This is a genomic window from Roseateles sp. (assembly GCF_044373315.1).
Lineage (GTDB): Bacteria > Pseudomonadota > Gammaproteobacteria > Burkholderiales > Burkholderiaceae_C > JACDQM01.
Genome location: NZ_JBILQK010000064.1, coordinates 1 through 22,388 on the forward strand (window position 1 = coordinate 1; position 22,388 = coordinate 22,388).

General features: G+C 66.4%; 22 protein-coding genes. 8 read left to right on the forward strand and 14 right to left on the reverse strand.

The genetic code is table 11. The features are described from left to right. Positions 1–749, forward strand: a 749-nt coding sequence (locus ACIQ67_RS14070; RefSeq protein ID WP_397535000.1) for a DUF4394 domain-containing protein, incomplete at its 5' end; no start/stop codon positions are given. Positions 750–765: 16 nt separating this feature from the next. On the opposite strand, the gene ACIQ67_RS14075 is transcribed toward ACIQ67_RS14070, so the two are convergent. Continuing rightward, a complete protein-coding gene (locus ACIQ67_RS14075) occupies positions 766–1,695 on the reverse strand; it encodes a LysR substrate-binding domain-containing protein (protein WP_397535001.1) in 930 nt (309 codons plus the stop codon). A gap of 197 nt (positions 1,696–1,892) precedes the next feature. Here ACIQ67_RS14075 and ACIQ67_RS14080 point away from each other — a divergent pair, with 197 nt between their 5' ends. Further along, a complete protein-coding gene (locus ACIQ67_RS14080; protein WP_397535002.1) occupies positions 1,893–2,570 on the forward strand; it encodes a PEP-CTERM sorting domain-containing protein in 678 nt (225 codons plus the stop codon). 106 nt (positions 2,571–2,676) lie between these two features. Here ACIQ67_RS14080 and ACIQ67_RS14085 read toward each other — a convergent pair whose 3' ends face one another. Further along, entirely contained in the window at positions 2,677–4,512 is a 1,836-nt protein-coding gene (locus ACIQ67_RS14085; protein WP_397535003.1) for an ABCB family ABC transporter ATP-binding protein/permease, read from the reverse strand. Between the two features lie 64 nt (positions 4,513–4,576). Here ACIQ67_RS14085 and ACIQ67_RS14090 point away from each other — a divergent pair, with 64 nt between their 5' ends. Beyond that, complete coding sequence (locus ACIQ67_RS14090; RefSeq protein ID WP_397535004.1) at positions 4,577–5,002, forward strand: acyl-CoA thioesterase; 426 nt, start codon at positions 4,577–4,579, stop codon at positions 5,000–5,002. Beyond that, complete coding sequence (locus tag ACIQ67_RS14095; protein ID WP_397535005.1) at positions 4,999–6,156, forward strand: NAD(P)/FAD-dependent oxidoreductase; 1,158 nt, start codon at positions 4,999–5,001, stop codon at positions 6,154–6,156. The genes ACIQ67_RS14090 and ACIQ67_RS14095 overlap by 4 nt, the downstream gene beginning before the upstream one ends. On the opposite strand, the gene ACIQ67_RS14100 is transcribed toward ACIQ67_RS14095, so the two are convergent. The 9 genes from ACIQ67_RS14100 to ACIQ67_RS14140 all read right to left on the reverse strand — a co-directional run bounded on the left by ACIQ67_RS14100 (position 6,132) and on the right by ACIQ67_RS14140 (position 15,872). After that, complete coding sequence (locus ACIQ67_RS14100; RefSeq protein WP_397535006.1) at positions 6,132–6,893, reverse strand: SGNH/GDSL hydrolase family protein; 762 nt, start codon at positions 6,891–6,893, stop codon at positions 6,132–6,134. The genes ACIQ67_RS14095 and ACIQ67_RS14100 overlap by 25 nt on opposite strands. After that, a complete protein-coding gene (locus ACIQ67_RS14105; protein ID WP_397535007.1) occupies positions 6,890–7,654 on the reverse strand; it encodes an enoyl-CoA hydratase in 765 nt (254 codons plus the stop codon). Before ACIQ67_RS14105 ends, ACIQ67_RS14100 begins: the two co-directional genes overlap by 4 nt. Positions 7,655–7,685: 31 nt before the next feature. Then, on the reverse strand, positions 7,686–8,552 hold the full coding sequence (locus ACIQ67_RS14110; RefSeq protein ID WP_397535008.1) for an alpha/beta fold hydrolase: 867 nt from the start codon (positions 8,550–8,552) through the stop codon (positions 7,686–7,688). A 30-nt stretch (positions 8,553–8,582) separates the two neighbouring features. Then, positions 8,583–9,131 (reverse strand): DUF1569 domain-containing protein, encoded by a 549-nt coding sequence (locus ACIQ67_RS14115; RefSeq protein WP_397535009.1) that lies wholly within the window; start codon positions 9,129–9,131, stop codon positions 8,583–8,585. A gap of 13 nt (positions 9,132–9,144) precedes the next feature. Beyond that, positions 9,145–10,359: an acetyl-CoA C-acyltransferase gene (locus tag ACIQ67_RS14120; protein ID WP_397535010.1), complete on the reverse strand. Its 1,215-nt coding sequence runs from the start codon at positions 10,357–10,359 to the stop codon at positions 9,145–9,147. Positions 10,360–10,386: 27 nt separating this feature from the next. Then, positions 10,387–12,783, reverse strand: coding sequence for a 3-hydroxyacyl-CoA dehydrogenase/enoyl-CoA hydratase family protein (locus ACIQ67_RS14125; RefSeq protein WP_397535011.1), 2,397 nt, complete (start codon positions 12,781–12,783; stop codon positions 10,387–10,389). A 53-nt stretch (positions 12,784–12,836) separates the two neighbouring features. Further along, positions 12,837–13,277 (reverse strand): DUF2147 domain-containing protein, encoded by a 441-nt coding sequence (locus tag ACIQ67_RS14130; protein WP_397535012.1) that lies wholly within the window; start codon positions 13,275–13,277, stop codon positions 12,837–12,839. A 70-nt stretch (positions 13,278–13,347) separates the two neighbouring features. Then, complete coding sequence (locus ACIQ67_RS14135; RefSeq protein ID WP_397535013.1) at positions 13,348–15,138, reverse strand: acyl-CoA dehydrogenase C-terminal domain-containing protein; 1,791 nt, start codon at positions 15,136–15,138, stop codon at positions 13,348–13,350. A gap of 29 nt (positions 15,139–15,167) precedes the next feature. Next, positions 15,168–15,872, reverse strand: coding sequence for a TetR/AcrR family transcriptional regulator (locus ACIQ67_RS14140; protein WP_397535014.1), 705 nt, complete (start codon positions 15,870–15,872; stop codon positions 15,168–15,170). Positions 15,873–16,163: 291 nt separating this feature from the next. On the opposite strand from ACIQ67_RS14140, the gene ACIQ67_RS14145 reads away from it, so the two are divergent. The 3 genes from ACIQ67_RS14145 to ribA all read left to right on the forward strand — a co-directional run bounded on the left by ACIQ67_RS14145 (position 16,164) and on the right by ribA (position 18,081). After that, the gene (locus ACIQ67_RS14145) at positions 16,164–16,721 is read left to right on the forward strand and encodes an HNH endonuclease (RefSeq protein ID WP_397535015.1); all 558 of its coding nucleotides are present in this window, start codon (positions 16,164–16,166) and stop codon (positions 16,719–16,721) included. Between the two features lie 102 nt (positions 16,722–16,823). After that, positions 16,824–17,306 (forward strand): glycine zipper 2TM domain-containing protein, encoded by a 483-nt coding sequence (locus tag ACIQ67_RS14150; RefSeq protein ID WP_397535016.1) that lies wholly within the window; start codon positions 16,824–16,826, stop codon positions 17,304–17,306. Between the two features lie 142 nt (positions 17,307–17,448). Continuing rightward, a complete protein-coding gene (gene ribA, locus ACIQ67_RS14155; RefSeq protein ID WP_397535017.1) occupies positions 17,449–18,081 on the forward strand; it encodes a GTP cyclohydrolase II in 633 nt (210 codons plus the stop codon). A gap of 15 nt (positions 18,082–18,096) precedes the next feature. Here the strand turns inward: ribA and ACIQ67_RS14160 are convergent, their stop codons facing one another. After that, positions 18,097–20,301, reverse strand: coding sequence for a TonB-dependent receptor family protein (locus ACIQ67_RS14160; RefSeq protein ID WP_397535018.1), 2,205 nt, complete (start codon positions 20,299–20,301; stop codon positions 18,097–18,099). Between the two features lie 149 nt (positions 20,302–20,450). On the opposite strand from ACIQ67_RS14160, the gene ACIQ67_RS14165 reads away from it, so the two are divergent. Then, a complete protein-coding gene (locus ACIQ67_RS14165; RefSeq protein ID WP_397535019.1) occupies positions 20,451–20,945 on the forward strand; it encodes a DsrE family protein in 495 nt (164 codons plus the stop codon). A gap of 73 nt (positions 20,946–21,018) precedes the next feature. Here ACIQ67_RS14165 and ACIQ67_RS14170 read toward each other — a convergent pair whose 3' ends face one another. Further along, the gene (locus ACIQ67_RS14170; protein WP_397535020.1) at positions 21,019–21,381 is read right to left on the reverse strand and encodes a carboxymuconolactone decarboxylase family protein; all 363 of its coding nucleotides are present in this window, start codon (positions 21,379–21,381) and stop codon (positions 21,019–21,021) included. Between the two features lie 386 nt (positions 21,382–21,767). Continuing rightward, positions 21,768–22,388 (reverse strand): FecR family protein (locus tag ACIQ67_RS14175; RefSeq protein WP_397535021.1); only part of this gene is annotated, 621 nt, incomplete at its 5' end.

Genomic DNA, 22,388 nt, shown 5'->3' on the forward strand with positions numbered 1-22,388 from the left:
TGATCCACTTCAACGCCGGCCAGCCACAGCGGTTGCTGAGCCGCCGCCCTTTGCTGGGACTGCCTGCCGGTGAGCGCCTGCTCGGCATCGACTACCGTGTGGCGCGCGGCCAGCTATATGGCCTGGGCGCCAACGGCCAGCTCTACCGCATCAACACAGGCACAGCGCAGTTGGAGAAGGTCGGCAGCCCGGTGGCGCTGCCCAGCCAGGGCGCCAGCGAGTGGGGTATGGACTTCAACCCGACCGTAGACCGCATCCGCGTCGTCAATGACGCGGGCTTCAACTTTCGCCTGCACCCGGACACCGGCGCCATCATCGATGGTGACCCGGAGCAGCCCGGCGTTCAGCTCGATCCACGCCTGGCCTATGCGGCCGGCGATGTGAATGCCGGCCAGACGCCCGGCCTGGTGGCAGCGGGCTACACCTACAACAAAACCAACGAGAAGATCACCAGCAACTACGCGCTGGACGGCCGCCTGGGCACACTTGTGCACCAGGGCACGCTGGAAGGCGTGCAGCCCGCCGTCTCACCCAATACCGGCCGGCTCTACACCGTCGGCTCCTTGGGCCTGGGGCCATTTGCGCGGGCCACGCTGGACATCTCGGACCTCTCCAACGCCGCCTATGCCGCCCTGAGTCAGGGCAAGGCCTCAGTCTGGTACCGGATCGACCTGCCAAGCGGCCGCGCCCAGCGCATCGGCACGATCGGCGGCGGCGAAGCCCTTGTCGGCGCCGCGATCGAGCCCTGAGGAATCTGGGCTGGGCTCAGGCCTGCGGGGGGCGTGGCTGGGTCAGGAAGTCCCACAGCGCCAGCGCCGGCGGCTTGCTGCGCTTGGCCACTTCGGGGCGCTCGCGGTAGATGCGCAACTCCATGTTCAGCTCGAAGCTGCCCGCTGCGCTGGCCTGCACCAGGGTGCCGGCCTTCAATTCCTTGACCACCGAGCTGGCAGGCAGGAAGGCAATGCCGTGGCCCTCCAGCGCCATGGCCTTGAGCCCTTCGGCCATATCGGTCTCGTAGATCGCGTCCAGATTCAGCGCCGTGGGCGCGTCCTTGACGATCAATTCCACCAGCCGGCCCAGATAGGCGCCCGAGGCATAGCTGAGGAAGGGCAGCTTCTGCCCCGGATGGCCGGGCAGACCGAACAGCGGCCGCCCCTGCCCATCGGCCTTGGCATAGGCGGCCAGCGTTTCAGAACCCAGCGAGGCCATCTGGTAGCGCTCCGGGTCCAGCTGCAGTGGCTGGCTGGCGTGGTGGTAGACGATCAGCAGATCGCAATTGCCCTCGCTGAGTTGCAGCATCGCGTCATGCACGTTCAGTGCATTGAGGCGGCACTTCAGCGCGCCAAAGCGCTGGCGCAGGTCCATCAGCCAATGCGGGAAGAAGCTGAAAGCCAGCGAATGCGGCACGGCGAACTCGATCATGTCCTGCCCGGCCGCCTGATGGCTGCGCATCATGTTGCGCGTGGACTGCAGGCTGCCCAGGATGTCCACCGCCTGGCCCAGCAAGGTCTCGCCAGCGCTGGTCAGCCGGGTCGGATAGGACGAGCGATCGACCAGATCGACCCCGGCCCAGGCCTCAAGCGCCTGGATCCGGCGCGAAAAGGCCGGCTGAGTCACATGCCGGAGCTGCGCCGAACGCGAAAAGCTGCGCGTCTCGGCCAAACTGACGAAGTCTTCAAGCCACTTGGTTTCCACGCCGGAAGTGTAGCCGCGCCTCCCCTACCCCCTCGCAGCAGGGCTCAAACCCAGCCTTCCCCCTCGTTCGCGGTGCTCACCCCCCTAGATGAAGGGGCAGCGGCCGCTTGAAGTCAGAAGCTGCTCAGTAAAGTTGGGCCGTGGTTACTGATTGAAGTCGGGCGACCGCTTCCCCACCCTTTCGCCGGAGCATCCCCATGCGGCTGATCAAAACCCTGGCAGCAGGCGCGCTGTCTTCGCTGTCTTTGGCTTGCTTCGCAGGCCCGACCCTGGACTTCGAAGGGGTCGGCAATGGCAAGCAAGTCCTCAACTTCTATGCCGGCCAGGGCATCACCTTCGACAAGAACGCCGTTGCATTCGTCTCTGCGAAAGAAGTTGGTGCGTTTGGCGGCCTGTTCACGAATACGCCTTCGCCATCCACAGCCATCACCGTGTTGACGGGTCCGGACGACGACAACTTCAGTTTCCTGATCAACATCACCGGCGGTTTTCAGACCTCGCTCGGACTCTCGTTTGGCACGCAACGTGGCGCCTTTGGCGACGTCACTCTGTACAGCCAGGCAGATGGCAAGGGCAATGCGATCGGCTTTGAAGAACTGTTTCAAGCCGAGGACGCCCAGGCCAACTGCAAAGACCAAGTGCTCGGCGACCTGATTTGTGTTTGGACACTTGCCGACATTGACTTCTCAGGCACGGCCTACTCAGTCCGGGTGAGCAGTTCTGCAGCAGGCCTCATGTTCATCGACAACATGCGCTTCGGTACAGCCGAGCCCGGCAACAACGTCTCCGAGCCAGCCTCCCTGGCTCTGGCCCTGGCCGCCGCTGGTGCCGTCGCAATGAGCCGCCGCCGCAAGCCTGCGGCGAACACTGCCTGAACGATCACCCTCCGCAAAGCAGGAACGCGCTTCCTCGCGAACCTTTAGGCCCGCCCGCCCAGGCGGGCCTTTTTTCGCCTTGAATGCGGCACTGCGCCGCTGCGCATCAGGTCTGCGAGCCACCCGCCTGCTGCAGCTGCCACATCTGGGCATAGCGGCCGCCGCTCGCCAGCAAATCCTCATGCCGGCCGCGCTCGATCACCCGGCCCTGCTCCAGCACCAGGATCTCGTGCGCATCGACGATGGTGGACAGGCGGTGGGCAATCACCAGCACGGTCTTGTTCCGACCCACCGCTTCCAGTTCAGCCTGGATCGCGCGCTCGTTGCGTGAATCCAGTGCCGAGGTGGCCTCGTCAAAGATCAGGATCGGCGGATCCTTCAACAGCGTGCGAGCGATCGCCACGCGCTGCTTCTCGCCGCCGCTGAGCTTGAGCCCGCGCTCGCCCACCATGGTGTCGTAGCCCTTGGGCTGCGCGACGATGAAGTCGTGGATGTGTGCGGCGCGCGCCGCCGCCTCGATCTCCTCGCGGCTGGCCCCCGGCCGGCCATAGGCGATGTTGTAGGCGATGGTGTCGTTGAACAGCACCGTGTCCTGCGGCACGATGCCGATGGCGCGGCGCAGCGAGCCCTGCGTGACCGAACGCAACTCCTGGCCGTCGATGCTGATGCAGCCGGCGTCGACGTCGTAGAAGCGGTAGAGCAGGCGTGCCAACGTGCTCTTGCCCGAGCCGCTCGGGCCCACCACCGCCAGCTTGCGGCCGGCCGGAATCTCGAACGAGACCTGGTGCAGGATGCGCCGCGCCGGGTCGTAGGAGAAGTCCACCGCGTCAAAACGCACGCTGGCGCCGCTCACTTTCAGCGCAGCGGCGCCCGGCGCGTCAGCCACCTCGCGCTCGCGCTCCAGCAGCGTGAACATCTTGTCCAGGTCGGTCAGGCTCTGCTTGATCTCGCGGTAGATGACGCCCAGGAAGTTCAGCGGGATATAGAGCTGGATCATGAAGGCGTTGATCATCACCAGATCGCCCAGGCTCATCTGCCCGGACGCCACGCCCTCGGTGGCGCGCCACAGCATGCCCACCAAGGCGCAGGCGATGATCAGCTGCTGGCCGCTGTTCAGCAGCGACAGCGTGCTCTGCGACTTGAGCTGCGCGCGGCGCAGCTTCTCCAGGCTCTCGTCATAGCGTCGCGCCTCGAAGTCCTCGTTGTTGAAATACTTCACCGTCTCGTAGTTCAGCAGCGCATCGATGGCCTTGCTGTGCGCCACCGAATCCAGCTCATTCAGCTCGCGCCTGAACTTGGTGCGCCACTCGGTGACGGTGATCGTGAAGCCGATGTACAGCGCCAGCGCACCCAGCGTGATCCACGCGAACATCGCATCGAACTTGTAGGCCAGCAGGCCCAGCACCAGCGTCACTTCGATCAGCGTGGGCACGATGCTGTAGAGCGAGTAGGAGATCAGCGAATGCACCGCGCGGGTGCCGCGCTCGATGTCACGGGTCATGCCGCCGGTCTGGCGCTCCAGATGAAAGCGCAGGCTCAAGTCATGCAGGTGGCGGAATACCTGCAGCGAGATCGAGCGTGCCGTGCCCTCGGTTGCCTTGGCGAAGATCAGCTCGCGCAGTTCGGTGAACAAGGAGCTGGAGAAGCGCAAAGCGCCATAGGCCAGCAAGACGCCGAGCGGCACCACCAGCAGCGCCTGCGCGTCGCCGGGCTTGATGGACAGGCTGTCCACCAGATGCTTGAGCAGCACCGGCACACCCACATTGGCCAGCTTGGCCGCCAGCATGAAGCCCAGCGCGAGGCCGACCCGCCAACGGTACTGCCACAGATAGGGCAGCAGCTTGCCGATGGTGGCCCAGTCGGAGCGTGCGGCGGGCTGCGGCGCGTCGGCCGCTGCAGAGGTGGAACTGGGGGCAGCCCGGGCCTGGGATCGATTGCGCATGCTTTTTGCTGGGGGTCTCGGCGTGGCTGACAATGTTCAGCGTCCATTCTCCCAGGTAAGCACCATGTCCGAGACTCCAAACTCCAGCACCACCTCCATTGGCAGCACGCTGCCCTCCACCCGCGAGCTGGTGCTGCGGGTGATGCCGATGCCGGCGGATACCAATGGCAATGGCGACATCTTCGGCGGCTGGATCATGGGCCAGGTCGACCTGGCCGCCTCGGTGCTGGCCACGCGCATCTCGCGCGGCCGCGTCGCCACCGTGGCGGTCAATGAGTTCATATTCAAGCAGCCGGTGTCGGTCGGCGACCTGCTGTCCTTCTATGCGCAGGTGACGCGCATCGGCCGAACCTCGGTCACGCTGCATGTGGAAGTGATCGCTGAGCGCAACCCGGCCGCGCCCCAGGTGGTGAAGGTGACGGAAGCCAACCTGACCTTCGTCGCCATCGACGCCAACGGCAAGCCCCGGCCCATCGACACGAGCGCATGAGCAAGGGGTCGGTGCTGATCATCGGCGGCGGCGCGATCGGCAGCGCCATCGCGGCCCATCTGGCCCACATGCCCGAGGGGCAGAGCCACTCGATCACTGTGCTTGAGCGCGACGCCAGCTACGCCCAGGCTTCGTCGGCACTGTCGGCCGCATCCATCCGCCAGCAGTTCAGCACGCCGCTGAACATTGCGCTGTCGCAGTACGGGCTGCAGCAGCTGCGCGCGATGGGGCCGGACGCCAGCCTGGTCGAACGCGGCTACCTCTACCTGGCCACGCCGGAAGGCGCGGACGGTTTGCGTGAGCTGCATGCGCTGCAATGCGCGGCCGGCGCCGACATCGCACTGATGACGCCGGCGCAGCTGAACCAACGCTGGCCCTGGCTGGCCACGCAAGACCTGGCCCTAGGCAGCTGGGGCCGCAGCGGCGAGGGCTGGTTCGACGGCTGGGGCCTGCTGCAGCATGAGCGCCGCGATGCGATCCAGCACGGTGTGCGCTATCTGAACGCCGAAGCGATGGCGCTGGAACGCGACGCCACCGGCGCGCTGGCCGGCGTGCGCTGCACCGATGGCACGCTGCTGCAGGCCGAGCACTATGTGCTGGCTTGCGGCGCCTGGTCCGGCACACTGGCGGCGACGGCAGGCCTAGTCGTGCCGGTCAGCGGCAAGCGCCGCAGTGTCTATGTATTTCGCAGCCCTGAGAAAGCGCCGGACAGCCCTCTGCTGATCGACCCCTCGGGCCTGTGGTTCCGCCCAGAGGGCGACGACGGGCTGTTCATCTGCGGCGGCCCACCGCTGGGGCCGGACGATGACTTCCTGCCGCTCGACCCCGAGCCCGACCTTTTCGAAGAGCGGCTCTGGCCAGCACTGGCCGAGCGCGTGCCCGGTTTCGAGAGCCTGCGGCCGCAGCGCGCCTGGGCCGGCTATTACGAGATGAACAGCTTCGACCACAACGGCCTGGTCGGCGCCCTGCCGGAGTGCCCGAACCTGCTGCTGGCCTGCGGCTTCTCCGGCCATGGTCTGCAACATGCGCCGGGCGTGGGCCGTGGCGTGGCGGAGCTGATCTCTTATGGCGAATACCGCAGCCTGGATCTGGCGCCGCTCTCGCCGACCCGCATTGCGGCCGGCCAGCCCTACCGCGAGCTGAATGTGATCTGAGGCAACTCTCGCGCCAGGCGCTCAGTCAGCGTCTCGGCCCAGAGTTGGTAGCCCGCCGGCCCGGGATGGAAGCCGTCCTCGGCCATCAAGGCTGCGGCACTGCCGGCGCCCATCAGGGGCGGCATGGCCTGCAGGCCGCGGTCGCTTCGATCCTGCAACGCCGCTGCCAGCGAACGATTCAGCTGCGCAGCTTGCGCGCCCAGCAACCAGCGCAGCGGCTGCGGCAGCAGCGGAAAGAGGTGCATCGGCGGCACCGCGCTGTGCAGCGTGTAGCTCACACCGGCGCGCTGGCGTGCCAGCGCATCAATGCGCGCCAGCAGCTCCAACCAGCGGCGTGGCGAGACCTGGCCCACCACATCGTTGACGCCCAGCGCCGTGACCAGCACATCGGCCGGCGCAAGTTCGGCGGCTTGCAGGGCCTGCAGCGCGTCCGCGCTGCTGTGGCCGGTCGTGGCCAGCAATTGCCAGTGCACCGAGCCGCCCAGTCGATCAGCCAGCGCCCGTGAGAGATGCCCGGCCAGCGCCTCATCCTGATGCGCAGCGCCAACGCCAGCGCCGGACGAGTCACCGACGATCAGCAGGCGCAGCGCAGGTTCGCTACCCTCCCCCACCGATCCGGCGCGTGCGCCAGCAGCCTCGGGCAGGCGCAGCGCGCGGCGCCGCACCTGGCGCCCCTGCCACAGCAGCGCCGGCGCCAGCGCGATCTTGGCCGCGGCGAGCGGAAGGCTTGAACTCAATCGAACTTGCTGAAGTCCGGCTGGCGCTTCTGGAAGAAGGCCTGGAAGGCTTCCATCGCCTCGGGCGAGCGCAGACGGGCACCGAAGATCTCGGCCTCGACGCGAATGGTTTCCTGCAGCTGCTCGATGCTGTGGCGGCGCATCAGGCGCTTGCTCTCGCGCACCGCGCTGGGGGCCAGGTGGTTGAAGCGCTCGGCCACGCGGCGCGCCTGGTTCACCACCTCGCCAGCCGGCAGCACGGCGTTGGCGATGCCGCATTCCACCGCATCGGCGCCGGTGAAGGGGTCGCCAAGCAACAGCTTCTCGGCCGCCTTCACATGGCCCATCAGGCGCGGCACGACCAGGCTGGAGCCGAACTCCGGCACCAGGCCCAGGCCGACGAAGGGCATGGCCAAACGGGCATCGTCAGCCACGTAGACGAAGTCGCAATGCAGCAGCAGCGTGGTGCCGATGCCGATGGCCGCGCCGTTGACGGCGGCGATCACCGGCTTCTCGCAGCCCAGCAGCGCGCGCATGAACTGGAACACCGGCGCTTCCTCGTCGCGCGGCGGGCTGCCCATGAAGTCCTCGATGTCGTTGCCCGAGGTGAAGATGCCCGGCTGGCCCTGGATCAGCACAGAGCGCACCGCCTTGTCGGCGTTGGCGGCGATCAGCGCATCGCACATGGCCTGGTACATCACCCGCGTCAGCGCGTTCTTCTTCTCTGGGCGGGCAATCTCAATGGTCATCACACCGTTGACGGTGGCGGTCTTGATCGTCATCGCTGGTCTCCTGATTCTGGATAGGTCGGCATCATGCCAGCCACTGCGGCACTTGCGGCCACAGGCTGGTCTGGAACTTGGAACGGAAAAAACCGAAGTGGCCGATGCGCTTTTCGCCGACATCGCGGGGGGAGAAGTGCCTGATCACCGGCTGCGCGCCGGCATAGAAGCTGTGCAGGGACTCGACATTGCGGCGCGACATGAACTCGTCATCGGTGAAGGCCAGCGACAGCATCGGCGCCTCGAAGGCCGCGTAATGCGCGCGCAGCGCCGCGCCGCCCTCGCCCATCATGTAGTCCGGCTGCAGGCACCAGCGCCGCCACTGCGCCATCACGCCACGCGGCAGATCGCCCACCTTGCGCAGGCGGCGCCCAGGAAAGTAACCAAACAGCGGCAGCGCCAGCGGCACGACGACATACCAGAGCCACCATACCGAGCGCCGCAAGGCCGCGGCATTCTCGCGCCAGTAGCCACTGCCGCAGCCGACGGTGATGGCGCGGCTGACGCGCTCACGGTTGGGCAGCAGGCCCAGGATCTGACCGCCCAGGCTGTGGCCCAGCCAATGGATGGGGCGCTGCTCACCGGGCTCGCCGCCGAGGCGGCGCGACAGCTCGTCCAGCGCGGCGGCAGCGTCCAGCTCAGCCCAGGTGCGGATGTCCGCGTCCAGGCCCTTGAGCGACTGCTTCAGCGCCGCCGGGCGTGAAGCCCCCATGCCGCGATAGTCAAAGCTAAGCACCAGCCAGCCCTGTGCGGCCATCCAGTGCGCGAAGTCGGCATAGAAGCGTTGCTCCACGCCCATGGCCGGCGCGATCAGCAGGCCGGCCTTGGCCGTGAGTGGATCGCCATAGCAGTGCCCATGCAGCTCGAAGCCATCACGGGCGTGAAACACCAGACTCATCGCACACTCCTGCGGTCAGGCCAGCTGCGCTCAGCCCCGCTGGGGCGTCGGCAGTTGCTGCCAGTGATTGGCCAGATGCATCAGATGGGCGCGACGGAACTGCTCGCGCGTGAGTTCGCCATAGGCAAAGTGCGGCCGCAAAGGCCCGCTTTGAGCATCGAAAGCGTCCATCGCGTCGAGCAAGCGCTGCACCGCCGCCGGCAGGGCCAGTGCAGCATCCAGCGCTGGCGCGCCGGGAATCGGCTCGTCCAGCGAATGGCTCATCGCGCCGCGCGCATCGAACAACGCGAAGGCGGCGCTGCCCAGCGTGGCCTGGAACCAGGCCGGCTTGGGCTCGGGGAAGCCCTGCAGCGAGAACTCGATGCTCTGCGCCGCATGCTGCAGCATCTGCACAAGGTTCCAGCGCGGATTGGCAAGTGCCGGTGCGCTGTCGCGCAAGGCAGCCACCGCCGAGCGGGCCGAAGCCCAGTCGGCAAAGGGCACTGGCAGGCTGCCCTGGCAACCTGCCAGGCCAGCCGTGGCCGGCACGGCGGCCAGCAGCGCGCCGGAATGAAGCAAGCGGCGGCGCTGCATCTTCATCTGAGCCTCTCGGTCAGAGACGCTCAATGATGCCGGCTGCACCCTGGCCGGCGCCAACGCACATGGTCACCATGCCGTACTTGCCGCCGGTGCGGCGCAGGCCGTGGATCACCGAAGCGGCGCGGATCGCGCCGGTGGCTCCCAACGGGTGACCAAGGGCGATCGCGCCGCCGTTCGGGTTCACCTTGCTGCGGTCCAGCACGATGCCCTTGCTGTCCAGATCGTTCAGCACGGCCAGCGACTGCGCGGCGAAAGCTTCGTTGAGCTCCACCCAGTCGAGGTCGGCAGCGGTGATGCCAGCCAACTTCAGTGCGGCGGGAATGGCTTCGATCGGGCCGATGCCCATGATCTCGGGCGGCACGCCGCGCACGGCGAAGGAGACAAATCGGGCCAGCGGCGTCAGGCCGAAGCGCTTGACGGCGTCTTCCGAGGCCACGATCAGCGCGCCAGCGCCGTCCGAGGTCTGCGAGCTGTTGCCGGCGGTGACGCTGCCCTTGGCGGCGAACACCGGCTTGAGCTTGGCCAGGCCTTCGGCCGAGGTGTCCTTGCGCGGGCCCTCGTCGATGTCGACGATGCGCTTCTTCACGTTGACCGAACCGTCAGCGAGGTTCGGCGTGCGCTCGATAAGCTCAAAGGGTGTCATCTCGGCCTTGAAGTGGCCGGCCTCGATGGCGGCAAGCGCACGGCGATGGGATTCCAGCGCGAAGGCGTCCTGGTCTTCGCGGCTGACCTTCCACTGCGCAGCCACCTTCTCTGCGGTCAGGCCCATGCCGTAGGCCAGGCCGATGTTCTCGTCGCGCTCGAAGATCGCGGGCGGCAGGCTGGGCTTGTTGCCACCCATGGGCACCATGGACATCGACTCGACGCCGCCGGCGATCATCACTTCCGACTCGCCGATGCGGATGCGGTCGGCGGCCATGGCCAGGGCGGTGATGCCCGAGGCGCAGTAACGGTTGACCGTCACACCGCCCACCGTGTTCGGCAGGCCCGACAGCACGGCCGAGACGCGGGCGATGTTCATACCCTGTTCGCCCTCGGGGAAGGAGCAGCCGATGATGGCGTCCTCAATCACCTTGGGGTCAAGGCCCGGCACCTGGGCCAGCGCGGCCTGGATGGCGCGCGCCAGCATTTCGTCCGGACGCGTGTTCTTGTAGTAACCACGGCCCGACTTGCCGATGGGCAGGCGGGTGGCGGCGCAGATATAGGCTTCTTGAACTTGCTTGCTCATGATTGGGTTCCTTGTCGTCCGCGCGGCTTAGTTACGGACCGGCTTGCCGGTTTGCAGCATGCCCATGATGCGTTCCTGGGTCTTGGGATGCTCCAGCAGCGAGCAGAAGTGCTTGCGCTCCAGCGACATCAGGTATTCCTCGTCGACCAGCGAACCGGCTTCGACTTCGCCGCCGCAAACCACATCGGCGATCAGCGAGGCAAGGTGGTAGTCGTGGGCGCTGATGAAGCCGCCGTCGCGCATATTGGCCAGTTGGCCCTTGATGGTGGCGATGCCCGAGCGGCCGGCCACAGGGATCAGCGCCTTCAGCGGTGCGCGGTAGCCCGACTCGAACATGGCCTTGGCCTGGGCCGAGGCCACATACAGCAGCTCGTCCTTGTTCGGCACGATGATGTCGCTGTCCAGCAGGAAGCCGTTCTTCTTGGCTTCCAGCGCCGAGGTCGCGACCTTGGCTGTAGCCGCGGTCGTGAAGCCGTCCTTCAGGAAAGCGAAGATGTCGGCATCGGCATTGCCAGCCTTGGCCATCTCGGCCGCCCGGCGGGCGATATAGGCCAGGCCGCCGCCGCCGGGGATCAGGCCCACGCCGACTTCCACCAGGCCCACATAGCTTTCCATGTGCGCGACACGGCGGGCGCAGTGCACCGCCAGCTCGCAGCCGCCGCCCAGGGCCAGGCCGCGCATCGCGGCGACCACCGGCACATTGGCGTAGCGCAGGCGAAGCATCATGTCCTGCAGCTTCTTCTCTTCAGGCGCGATGCCCTTGGCACCCTTGGTCATGAAGACCGGCATCAGCGCTTCCAGGTTGGCGCCGGCCGAGAACACATCGTCCGGCGACCAGATCACCAGGCCCTTGTAGCCTGCCTCGGCGATCTCGACAGCCTTAAGCAGGCCTTCGGTCACGGTGGGGCTGATCAGGTGCAGCTTGGCGGTGATGGAGGCGATCACAACCTCGCCGTCCAGCGTCCAGACGCGGATTTCCTCGTTCTTGAACAGCTCGGTGCCGGCTTTCAGCGGCTCGGCAGCGCCTTCGCCAACCAGGCTCTCCGGGAAGGCCTGGCGCTCATACACCGGCAGCTTGGCGCGCGGCTTGAACTTGCCTTCGGCCGCGCTCCAGGAGCCGGCAGCGCTGTGCGCGCCACCGTTGTCGGCCACCGGGCCTTCAAACACCCAGGCGGGCAGTGGTGCGCTGGCCAGGGTCTTGCCGGCGGCGATGTCTTCCTTGACCCACTCGGCCACCTGCTTCCAGCCAGCGGCTTGCCACAGCTCGAAGGGGCCTTGGCTGCTGCCGAAGCCCCAGCGCATCGCGAAGTCGATTTCGCGTGCGGTGTCGGCCACGGTGTCCAGGTGCACGGCCACATAGTGGAAGCTGTCGCGCAGGATGGCCCACAGGAACTGAGCCTGCGGATTGGTCGATTCGCGCAGCAGCTTGATGCGCTCGGCCGCCGGCTTCTTCAGCATGCGGGCGACGATCTCGTCGGCCTTCTTGCCGCCAGCGACGTACTCGCCCGTGGCGAAGTCAAGGCGCTGGATGTCCTTGCCCACCTTCTTGTAGAAGCCCGCGCCGGCTTTCTGGCCCAGCGCGCCCTTCTCGATCAGACCGGCCAGCACCTTAGGCGTGGCGTAGGTGCTGTAGAAAGGATCGTCCTTCAGCGTGTCCTGCATGGTCTTGACGACATGGGCCATGGTGTCCAGGCCCACAACATCGGCGGTGCGGAAGGTGCCGCTGGACGCGCGGCCCAGCTTCTTGCCGGTCAGGTCGTCCACCACATCGCAGCTCAGGCCGAACTTCTCGGCCTCGATCATCGTGGCCATCATGCCGGCGATCCCGACGCGGTTGGCGACGAAGTTCGGCGTGTCATTGGCACGCACGACGCCCTTGCCGACTGCAGTGGTGACGAAGCTTTCCAGCTGGTCGATCACTTCCGGCTTGGTGGTCGGCGTGTTGATCAGCTCGACCAAGTACATGTAGCGCGGCGGGTTGAAGAAGTGGATGCCGCAGAAGCGCGGCTTGATTTCTTCAGGCAGGACTTCGCTGAGCTTGGTGATGCTCAGGCCCGAGGTATTGGAGGCCACGATGGCGTGCGGCGCGATGAAGGGAGCGATCTTGGTGTACAGATCCAGCTTCCAGTCCATGCGCTCGGCGATGGCCTCGATGATCAGGTCGCAGTCCTTCAGGAGTTCAAGGTGCTCTTCATAGTTCGCCTGCTGGATCAGCGCTGCGTTCTCGGGCACGCCCAGCGGAGCCGGCTTGAGCTTCTTCAAGCCCTCAACCGCCTTGGTCACGATGCCGTTCTTCGGGCCTTCCTTGGCCGGCAGATCGAAAAGCACCACCGGGACCTTGACGTTGACCAGATGGGCCGCGATCTGCGCACCCATCACGCCCGCGCCGAGCACGGCGACTTTGCGAACTTGGAATCGACTCACTTGAGTTCTCCTAAAAATCTATACGGCGGGCCCGGCGGGCACCGCAACTCTGATCACTCGACGCGGATCCACGTCTGGGTGCGGCCCAGCATGGGCATGCCGATGAAGCCGCGCACTTCGATCTTCTTGCCGCCCTCGACCGGCTTGAGGCGGGTCTTGTAGGTCTTGCCGTTGTTCGGATCCAGGATCTCGCCGCCCACCCAGTGCAGCTTGTCGTCGTTGTCCTGCTTGACGCCACGAATGATCTGCATGCCGAGCACCGGCTTGTCCTTGCGGTCATCGGTGCACTTGTCGCACTTGGAGTCTTGCTTGGCGGCCTCGAAGATCTTCTCGATCGTGCCGGTCAGCACACCACTGCTCTCGGTGATGCGGACCAGCGACTTCTCGGTCTTGCCGTCGTCATCGATGGTCTTCCACAGACCGACCGGCGAGGATTGGGCAAAAGCGCCCTGGGCGAACAGGCACAGGGCTGCAGCGGCAAACAAGGTCTTCATGGTGTCTCCTGGATATTGTGGTGAAGCGAACCTGCCCTTTTTGTGACAGGCCCGCGGGCGGCAACAAGGATCAGAACAAGGCTTCGTCCATCTCCATCAACGGCTGCAGACCCGCACGCGCGGTACGGATCAGCGAGGCCGTCTCAGGCAGCAGCTTCGCAAAATAGAAGCGTGCCGTCGAGAGCTTGGCGGTGTAGAAGGGATCGCCGCTGTCCTTCTTCTCCAGCGCAACCTTCGCCATGCGGGCCCAGAAATAGGCATAGGTCAGGTGACCGACCACGCGCAGGTAGTCCACCGCGGCAGCACCGACTTCGTCCGGGTTCTGGAAGGCCTTCATGCCGATCTCGGTGGTCAGTTTGGTGACCTTGTCGCCAATGTCGGCCAGCGGGTTGATGAACTCCTGCATCGCCTCGTTGGTGCCCTCTTCCTCGACGAAGGCGGCAATCTTCTTGCCGAACTTCTTCAGCGTGGCGCCGTTGTTGCCCAGGATCTTGCGGCCCAGCAGGTCCAGCGACTGGATGGTGTTGGTGCCTTCATAGATCATGTTGATGCGCGCGTCGCGCACGAACTGCTCCATGCCCCACTCGTGGATGAAGCCGTGGCCACCGAAGACCTGCATGCAGTGCGAGGTCGAGATCCAGGCGTTGTCGGTGATGAAGGCCTTGATGATGGGCGTCAGCAGCGCCACTTCGGCGTCGCATTCCTTGCGCTCGTCTTCGTCGTCCGAAGACAGGGCCTTGTCCAGCTGCAGCGCCACGTAGTGGCACAGCGCGCGGCCGCCTTCCGCATAGGCGCGGGCGGTCAGCAGCATCTTGCGCACGTCGGGGTGCACGATGATGGGGTCAGCCGGCTTGTCCAGCGCCTTGGGGCCGCTCAGGGCGCGCATCTGGATGCGGTCCTTGGCGTAGACCACGGCGTTCTGGTAAGCCACTTCGGTCAGGCCCAGCGACTGATTGCCCACGCCCAGACGGGCCGCGTTCATCATCACGAACATCGCCGCCAGGCCCTTGTTGGGCTGGCCGACCAGGGTGCCAACGGCGCCTTCCAGCACGATCTGTGCGGTGGCATTGCCGTGGATGCCCATCTTGTGCTCCAGGCCGCCGCAGTAGATGCCGTTGCGCGCGCCCAGCGTGCCATCGGCATTGACCAGGAACTTGGGAACGATGAACAGCGAGATGCCCTTGGAACCCTCGGGCGCCTCCGGCAGGCGGGCCAGCACCAGGTGGACGATGTTGTCCGCCATATCGTGCTCGCCGGCCGAGATGAAGATCTTGGCGCCGGTGATCTTGTAGGTGCCATCAGCCTGCGGCTCGGCCTTGGTGCGCAGCAGGCCCAGGTCGGTGCCGCAATGCGGCTCGGTCAGGCACATGGTGCCGGTCCACTCGCCGCTGGTCAGCTTGGGCAGGTAGGTCGCCTTCTGCTCGGGCGTGCCGTGGGCATGCAGGGCCTCATATGCACCATGGCTCAGGCCGGGGTACATGGTCCAGGCCTGGTTGGCCGAGTTCAGCATCTCGTAGAAGCACTGATTCACCAGCACCGGCAGGCCCTGGCCACCGTATTCCGGGTCGCAGCCCAGCGCCGGCCAGCCGCCTTCGACATACTGCTTGTAGGCTTCCTTGAAGCCCTTGGGCGTCTTGACCTCATGGGTGCTGCGGTCCAGCACGCAACCCTCGGCATCGCCGGAGAGATTCAGCGGCGCAAGCACCTCAGCGGCGAACTTGCCGCCTTCTTCCAGCACCGCATTGATCGTGTCGGCATCGATGTCCGCGTGGGCAGGCAGCATCTTCAGCTCGTCAACCGCGTTGAGCACTTCGTGCATCACGAACTGCATGTCGCGCAAAGGAGGGGTGTACTGAGGCATGGAGAACTCCGGATTGGGATGAGGTTGATTCAGGTCCGCTTCTTGGGAGCGGTTGTTGCCGGCTTTTTACTGGTCTCGGCATCGATGTGCTGACCTGCCGGCGTAATGACGGATTGGATGACTCGCTCAAAACCGACCCCGGCTCGGCCGATGGCGCCGGGGATGCGCATGAAGCGCGCGTCGTGGTGCAGGGACAGGATCAGGCCGTGCAGTTCGAACAGGATCTGCTCGACATCGGCTTCCGGCGCCAGATGGCCGTTGTTCTTGGCCAGCACGATGGCCTTGCGCAGCGCCGCGTGCCAGGCCTGGACCATGGATACCAAGGCATCACGCACCGGGCCGGGCCGGTCATCGAATTCGACCGCGCCGCTGATGTAGATGCAGCCCGAGTCGATTTCAACCGACACGCGGCGCACCCAGCGCTCATACAAGCCACGCAGCCGGGGCAGGCCGCGCGGCTCGCGGATGGCCGGGAAGAACACTTCTTCCTCGAACTTGGCGTGGTACTCGGTCACCACCGCAATCTGCAACTCTTCACGCGAGCCGAAGTGGGCGAACACGCCCGACTTGCTCATCTTGGTGACATCCGCCAGCGCCCCGATGGACAGCCCTTCCAGGCCCATGTGCGAAGCCAGGCCCAACGCGGCGTCCAGGATCACTGCACGGGTGTGCTGACCCTTTTGCAGCGAACGCGCGCCACGGCGCGGCGCGCTCGGGGGGCTGGGTTGTTCCATGGTGGGGATGTCGCTCACGATAGAGGCTTTAGGGAATCGATTCGGGCCGGATAATAAAACGAACGGTCGTGCTATTTTGCAGAAGGAGACGCTGCCGCGCAAAAGAATGGCGATTCAATCTTTAGGGGAATGCGCCTAGTTCCGCACACTTGAGCCCGGCTCGCGAGGGAGGCTCGTCGGCATGACAAGCCGGTGACAAGGTGGCGGCGCCGACACAGCCGGGCGCTCCGGTGCGCAAGACTTGAGCGCCGCCCGGCGAATGCAGTACCCTGGCGCCAGGAGGTCAACGCTGTGGATGTTCTTCAACTGGATATCTGTGGCCGGCCGCAAGCATGGATCACGACCAAGGAAGCCGCCGTGATCTATGCCAGCGACGGCGTCGCCTGGACCCTGGGCCAACCCTGCCATGTGCTGCGCGGCGGCATGCAGCGCCGCACCGGCCTGCAGTCGCGCATCGAAGTGCACCCCATCATCGCGGTGCGCGGCGCCATTCCCAGCCGCGCCTGGCGCCAGGCGCCAGCGCTCTCCAATCCCAAGCTCTTCGTGCGCGACCGCCATCTGTGCGCCTACTGCGGCCATCATTTCCATGCTGATGACCTGACGCGCGAGCACATCGTGCCCACCTCGCGCGGCGGCGCGGATAGCTGGATGAACTGCATCACCGCCTGCCGCAGCTGCAACGGGCGCAAGGGCAGCCGCATGCCCGAAGAGGCACACATGAGCCTGCTCTACCTGCCCTATGTGCCCAGCCTGCACGAGGACATGATCCTGCGCGGCCGCCGCATCCTGGCCGACCAGATGGAATTCCTGCTCGCCAGCGTGCCGCGCAACAGCCGCCTGCACGGCTGAGCCGCACGCACAAGTAAAGACTTGTTGCACCGCTGACGGGTTCGGTCAACGCCGCGACAATGGCACGCGTTGGCTATCAACCCGCCATCGGAGAACCAGACAATGAAGAAAATCCTGCTCGCAGCCACCGTCAGCGCCCTTGTCCTGCTGGGCGGCTGCTCCACCACCAGCCCCGACACGATCCAGCGCGGCGACGCCCAGCGCCTCTCGCAAGTCCAGGACGCCACCGTGCTGACGGTGCGCAGCGTCAAGGTGGACGGCTCACAGAGCGGCGTCGGCGCCGCGGCTGGCGGTGTGGTCGGCGCGATTGCCGGCTCCAGCGTGGGCGGCCGCCGTGACGGTCAGGTCGTTGGCGTGCTCGGCGCCGTGGCCGGCGCTGTGGTCGGCAACGCGATCGAGCGCAGCACCACCGCCGAAGAGGCGCTGGAAATCATCCTGCAACTGCGCAACGGCGAGCGCCGCTCGGTGGTGCAGGCCAAGGGCAGCGAAGTCTTCAACCCGGGTGACGCTGTCATCCTGGTGACCACCGGCAACAAGACGCGCGTGAGCCGCGCGCCGGCTGTCCAGGCCCCCGGCAAGCCCTGAACGGACGAATCGCAAGGGCCTTGCCACTGGCGGCCCCCTTGCGTTTGAGCGTGGGCGCTACCATGTAGGGCCGGGAGCGTGCTTGTATGCGGCTCCCGGCTTCTTTCGCCCTGCTATCAGATCCGTCCGCGTGAACCCGCCCTTGCCTTCCACCTCTTCCCCTGCGTCAAACGACAGCCCGGCTGCGGTGCAGCGTGTTTCCAGCGCCCGGCTGCCGACTAAGTACGGCGAGTTCGTCGTGCACGTCTACCAGGCGCCGGGCAGCCACGAAGAGCATGTCGCCATCGTCAAGGGCGATGTGGCGCGTGACGAGGTGCTGCTGCGCATGCACTCCGAATGCTTCACCGGCGATGTGCTGGGCTCGCTGCGTTGCGACTGCGGCGAGCAGCTGGCGCTGGCGCTGCAGCGCATCGAGACCGAGGGCGGCATCGTGATCTACCTGCGCGGCCACGAAGGCCGCGGCATCGGCCTTGGCCAGAAGCTGCGCGCCTATGTGCTGCAGGACAAGGGCATGGACACGGTCGAGGCCAATGTGGCGCTGGGCCTGCCCATCGATGGCCGGCGTTTCGACGCCGCAGCCGACATCCTGCGCGACCTCAAGGTCAGGTCCGTGCGCCTGATGAGCAACAACCCCTTCAAGCTGGCGGCACTGCACGAACTGGGCATCGAGGTGGTGGCACGCGAGGGCCACGAAGTCGAATCCAACGAGGAAAGCGGCCGCTACCTGCGCACCAAGCGCGAGAAGCTCGGCCACCAGCTCGAACTGCTGCCCTGAGCGGCCCCGCGCGCCTTACCAGCCGCGGCTCCAGCGCAAGCCCAAGAGCCAGTTGCGCCCGGGCGCGGGCTCGAAGAAGCGTCCATTGCCTTCATTGACGATCACGCTGCCGACCACGCGCCGGTCGGCCAGGTTGTCCACCCGCGCCAGCACCTCAAGCCGACCCGCCGCACCCAACTCATGGCGCCAGCGCGCCCGCAGCGCGGCCAGGCCGAAGCCCGCGGCGAAGTCGGCATTGACATCGTTGACGGGCATGCGCCCCTGGCCGCGTACTTCCAGGGCCAGCTCCAGGGCAGGGCGCGGCGTCCAGCCCAGTTCCGCATAGGCGCTGCGCGCCAGCGTTCCGGCGATGCGATTGCCGGCCGGCACCAGCAGTGTGGGCGTAGTACAGGGCACGCCGGCACAGATCGCGAAACTGTCGCGATAGCGCGCATCCAGCCAGCTGGCCGAGACCTGAGCCCGCCAGCCTGGTGCCGGGCTCAGGCCCAGCTCCAGCTCAAGCCCCTGCCGGCGGGTGCGGCCGACATTGCGGAAGGTGGCGCGGCCGCCGCTATTGCTGGCCACGCCGATCTCGTTGGCGCTGTCGGCCTGGAACAGCGCTGCATCCAGGCTCAGCCGCAGCGGCGCCCAGCGCCACTTGGCACCCAGTTCCCACTGCTGGCTGGTCTGCGGCTGCAACACGCTGTTGAAGCCAGGCTGGCCATCCGGCCGGTAAGCCAGTTCAGCCAGGCCCGGCGCCTCGAAACCGCGGCCCAGGCTGGCGTAGAGATTCAGCGTCTCGCTCGGCCGCCACTGCAGCGCCGCGACCGGATTTCGGTAGGCAAAGCGCAGGCTGCCGGAATCATCCGGATTGGCGCCGACGATGTAGCGGTCTTCGGCGCGAAAGCGCAACACGCCGCCGCGCAGCCCCGCACTGGCCACCCACTCGGGCGCAAGCTCCAACTCCGCCTGGGCATAGGCGTCGCGACTCTCCACCCGATTGACTTCATCGCGGCGCAGTCGCCCGGTCACCCCCAGCAGCCGCGTAGCCGGGGGGCCGCTGAAGTTCTCGAAGCCACGCCGTTCCTCGCGGCTCTGGTCCAGCGACAGACCGGTCACCAGTCGGGCCTGGCGCTCATCGGCCAGGCGCCAACGCCACAGCAGGCGGCCATCCAGGCCCTGGTAGCTGCGGTCGAAGTCGATCACCCCGCCAGGCTGGCGCTCATTCGCCTGCGTCGCCACCGGAATCGATTGCCACTGCGTCACCGCGCGCTCGCCGCGATAGACGCTGAGCTGGCTCTCGGCCAGCGGCCCCGCCACCGCCGCCTCGAAGCGATGCCGCCAGCTGGCGCCGACCTGCTGCTGGCGCGTCAGCTTGCGGGTGTTGAAGCGATCGGGCTCGCCCGGCTGCCGCTGCGGCAGCGCGATGCTGGCCGTTTGCTCCGGATCAGCCTGCCACTGGGCGCGCGTCAGGCCAAGCGGGTCCAGCGCCGGCTGGTCCAGGCTGTTCAACACCAACAACACGCGGTCCTGCGCGCCCTCCCAGCCCAGCCGCAGATTGGCCAGCTCGCGGCTGGCGCTGCTGTGCGGCCGGAAACCATCGATATCGAAACGCGACAACTGCGCGCGCAGGCTGAAGCCGCCCTCCAGCGGCAAAGCCAGGCTCAGGCGCCCTTGCTGCAGGCCCGCGCTGCCGGCGTCGACATCCAGCGCGATGCGCCGCTCGGTCGGTGCCGCGCTGTGCAGCAGGATGGCGCCGCCCGAGCTGTTGCCATAGAGCGCGGAGAACGGGCCACGCAGCACCTCGATGCGCTGCGCGCCGGCCAGATCGAAGTGCGAGACCTGGCCCTGCCCGTCGGGGCCACTGGCGGGAATGCCATCGGTATACAGCCGCAGCCCGCGCACACCGAAGCTGGCGCGGGCGCCAAAGCCGCGCGAGCTGAGCTGCAGATCTTGCGCATAGTTGTGGCGCAGGTTCACCACCAGGCCCGGCACCCGCGCCAAGGCCTCAGACAGGTTCAGCATCGGGCCGGCGCCCTGCAGCTCCGCCGCATCGACCACGCTGACAGCAAACGGCGTCTCGAACACCCGCTGCTCAGTGCCACTTGCCGTCAGGACCACACGCTCCAGTTGCTGCGGAGAAGCAGAAACCTTGCCCTGAGCCTGGGCCAGCACAGGGCCGCCGAAAGTCAGGCAGGTCAGCAGTATCGAGAGGGGACGCGCAGCAGGCTGGTGGATCATGGCCCGCATTGGAGCAGCAAGCCGTGCGCCGTGCTGGAGCGGGGTCGTCGAGCATTGCGTGACGATCAGGCGTTCATCAGGCACAGGTGATATACCGATAGCCTCACTCAGCCGCCAAACCACTGTCCACCCAAGCCTCTGCCCCCGCCATGAACCTGCGCCGCCGCCTTCTGACCGCCCTTCCGCTGCTTGGCAGCAGCGCCGCAGCTGTGGCGGCCACCACGGCCGCATCCGGCCCGAAGGCGGCCGCGGCCAAGGCCGAGCGCTTCCCGGGCGACCCGCCCGAGCACAAGCTGCTGTATCAGCTCAACCATGCGGACGCCGACTACATTGAGCACATCCTGAACTCGGTGGGCGCCATGATCGGCAAGTACGCCGACAACATCAGCCTGGTGGTGGTGGTCTTCGGCCCCGGCATCCACTTGCTGGCCAAGGCGCCCAAGCGCCCTATCCCCGCCGCGCTGCGCGAACGCGCACGCAGCCAGGCGCGCGACTACGGGGTGCAGTTCATCGCCTGCGGCAACACCATGAAAACCGTCGGCTGGACCGACAAGGACATGATGGACTTTGCCCGCATCGAAGAAGTCGGCGCTGCCGCGATGATGGAACTGCAGGAACAGGGCTACGCCTACATCGCCTGGTAGGCGCTAAGCCCAGCGGGCGCACTGAGGCGCCAGTGCAAGACGACCAAGGCCGAGGCGCTCGGCTTGAGTCGTGTCAGGCCGCCACGGGCGCACGCTCGCCGCCGAACTGCTCATACGCATCCAGCGCGTGCGCCGCATACATCAGCGCAGGGCCGCCGCCCATATAGATGCACATGCCCAGCATCTCCTCGAACTCCTTGCGCGTGGCGCCCAGCTTGACCAGCGCCTCGGCGTGAAAGCCGATGCAAGGATCGCAGCGGGCTGCCACCGACAGCGCCATAGCGATCAGCTCCTTGCTCTTCTTGTCCAGCACTCCATCCTTGGTGGCCGCCTGCGCCAGCGCCGAAAAGCCACGCGTGGTGTCTGGAATGTCAGGGCGCAGCTTGGCCAGGGACGCCGAAACCTCGGCCGTGATCTCGCGGTAGTTCTTGCTCATTGATGAAGATGCTCCAGGGTTGTGGCAACTGCACCAAGAGCCTGCATGGGCATCGGTGCAGCAATGCCACTGAATATAAGCAATCAATGAATAAAAGGCAGCAGCATCACTTGCACGGGCTTGAGGCAACTCAAGTGCAGAGGGCAGGCCGTGCCCACAGGCGATCCAACTGGCTTGAAAAACGGAAACTCAGTACCCAGTCGTCAAAGGCGCTCAAGCGCTCCATGTGCACAGTTTCATCCGCGTTTAGCAACTTGACGCCGAACAACCACTCGCCGTGGCGAACACGGCATGCCGCATGCGCGCCAACGGCAGCCTCTCTGAAGGCGGCCGATCTGGATACAAGGCCATCCACCGCCTTGACGCACCGATCCAAATCAGCAGCTCTACTTCGGCACCAGCTCAAGCTCATCCGGCAGCTCCTGCACAACCAGCCCGTGCAGCACAGCCACCGCACGCACGAAGCCGACGCTGTCTCCCGTCCGGAACGAGCCACTGACCCGCAAGCCGCCCAGGCCTCCAGAGCTCGCCAGCCTGATCGGCATCGCGCTGTAGCGGTTCATCTCTGCCACCGCTTCCAGCAGCGACGCATCATCAAAGATCGCCTCGCCGCGCTTCCACGCCAACAGCTGATCCATCCGAGGCCGATCCACCTGAAGTGGCACCGCACGCACCGAACCGCCCAGCTGCACACGCTCGCCCGGTGCCATCGTGACGGGTGCTGCGAGCACAGCCCCTGTAGCGCCGCCCTCGGGGCTGCGCAGGACGACCTGCCCCTCCACCAGCGTCACGGCCAGCGCGTCGCCAGCGGTTTTGCTGTCAGGCGTCACCCTCACGACGAAGGCCGTCCCAGTGGCCAGCACCTCGGCGCCTGCCGCCCTCACGACGAAGGGACGCTGTGCATCCTTGGCCACCTCGAACAGCGCTTCGCCGCCCTCCACCTTGACGGTGCGCTCCTCCCGGCCAAGGGTCACCCGCACGCGGGTTGCCGTGTTCAAGGACATGCG

What these genes read in the sequence shown, in the direction of transcription:
- ACIQ67_RS14080 (WP_397535002.1), top strand. Translation starts at nt 1,893, where the DNA reads ATGCGGCTGATCAAAACCCTGGCAGCAGGCGCGCTGTCTTCGCTGTCT.
- ACIQ67_RS14085 (WP_397535003.1), bottom strand. Translation starts at nt 4,512, where the DNA reads ATGCGCAATCGATCCCAGGCCCGGGCTGCCCCCAGTTCCACCTCTGCA.
- ACIQ67_RS14090 (WP_397535004.1), top strand. Translation starts at nt 4,577, where the DNA reads ATGTCCGAGACTCCAAACTCCAGCACCACCTCCATTGGCAGCACGCTG.
- ACIQ67_RS14095 (WP_397535005.1), top strand. Translation starts at nt 4,999, where the DNA reads ATGAGCAAGGGGTCGGTGCTGATCATCGGCGGCGGCGCGATCGGCAGC.
- ACIQ67_RS14105 (WP_397535007.1), bottom strand. Translation starts at nt 7,654, where the DNA reads ATGACGATCAAGACCGCCACCGTCAACGGTGTGATGACCATTGAGATT.
- ACIQ67_RS14110 (WP_397535008.1), bottom strand. Translation starts at nt 8,552, where the DNA reads ATGAGTCTGGTGTTTCACGCCCGTGATGGCTTCGAGCTGCATGGGCAC.
- ACIQ67_RS14115 (WP_397535009.1), bottom strand. Translation starts at nt 9,131, where the DNA reads ATGAAGATGCAGCGCCGCCGCTTGCTTCATTCCGGCGCGCTGCTGGCC.
- ACIQ67_RS14120 (WP_397535010.1), bottom strand. Translation starts at nt 10,359, where the DNA reads ATGAGCAAGCAAGTTCAAGAAGCCTATATCTGCGCCGCCACCCGCCTG.
- ACIQ67_RS14130 (WP_397535012.1), bottom strand. Translation starts at nt 13,277, where the DNA reads ATGAAGACCTTGTTTGCCGCTGCAGCCCTGTGCCTGTTCGCCCAGGGC.
- ACIQ67_RS14135 (WP_397535013.1), bottom strand. Translation starts at nt 15,138, where the DNA reads ATGCCTCAGTACACCCCTCCTTTGCGCGACATGCAGTTCGTGATGCAC.
- ACIQ67_RS14140 (WP_397535014.1), bottom strand. Translation starts at nt 15,872, where the DNA reads ATGGAACAACCCAGCCCCCCGAGCGCGCCGCGCCGTGGCGCGCGTTCG.
- ACIQ67_RS14150 (WP_397535016.1), top strand. Translation starts at nt 16,824, where the DNA reads ATGAAGAAAATCCTGCTCGCAGCCACCGTCAGCGCCCTTGTCCTGCTG.
- ACIQ67_RS14160 (WP_397535018.1), bottom strand. Translation starts at nt 20,301, where the DNA reads ATGATCCACCAGCCTGCTGCGCGTCCCCTCTCGATACTGCTGACCTGC.
- ACIQ67_RS14165 (WP_397535019.1), top strand. Translation starts at nt 20,451, where the DNA reads ATGAACCTGCGCCGCCGCCTTCTGACCGCCCTTCCGCTGCTTGGCAGC.
- ACIQ67_RS14170 (WP_397535020.1), bottom strand. Translation starts at nt 21,381, where the DNA reads ATGAGCAAGAACTACCGCGAGATCACGGCCGAGGTTTCGGCGTCCCTG.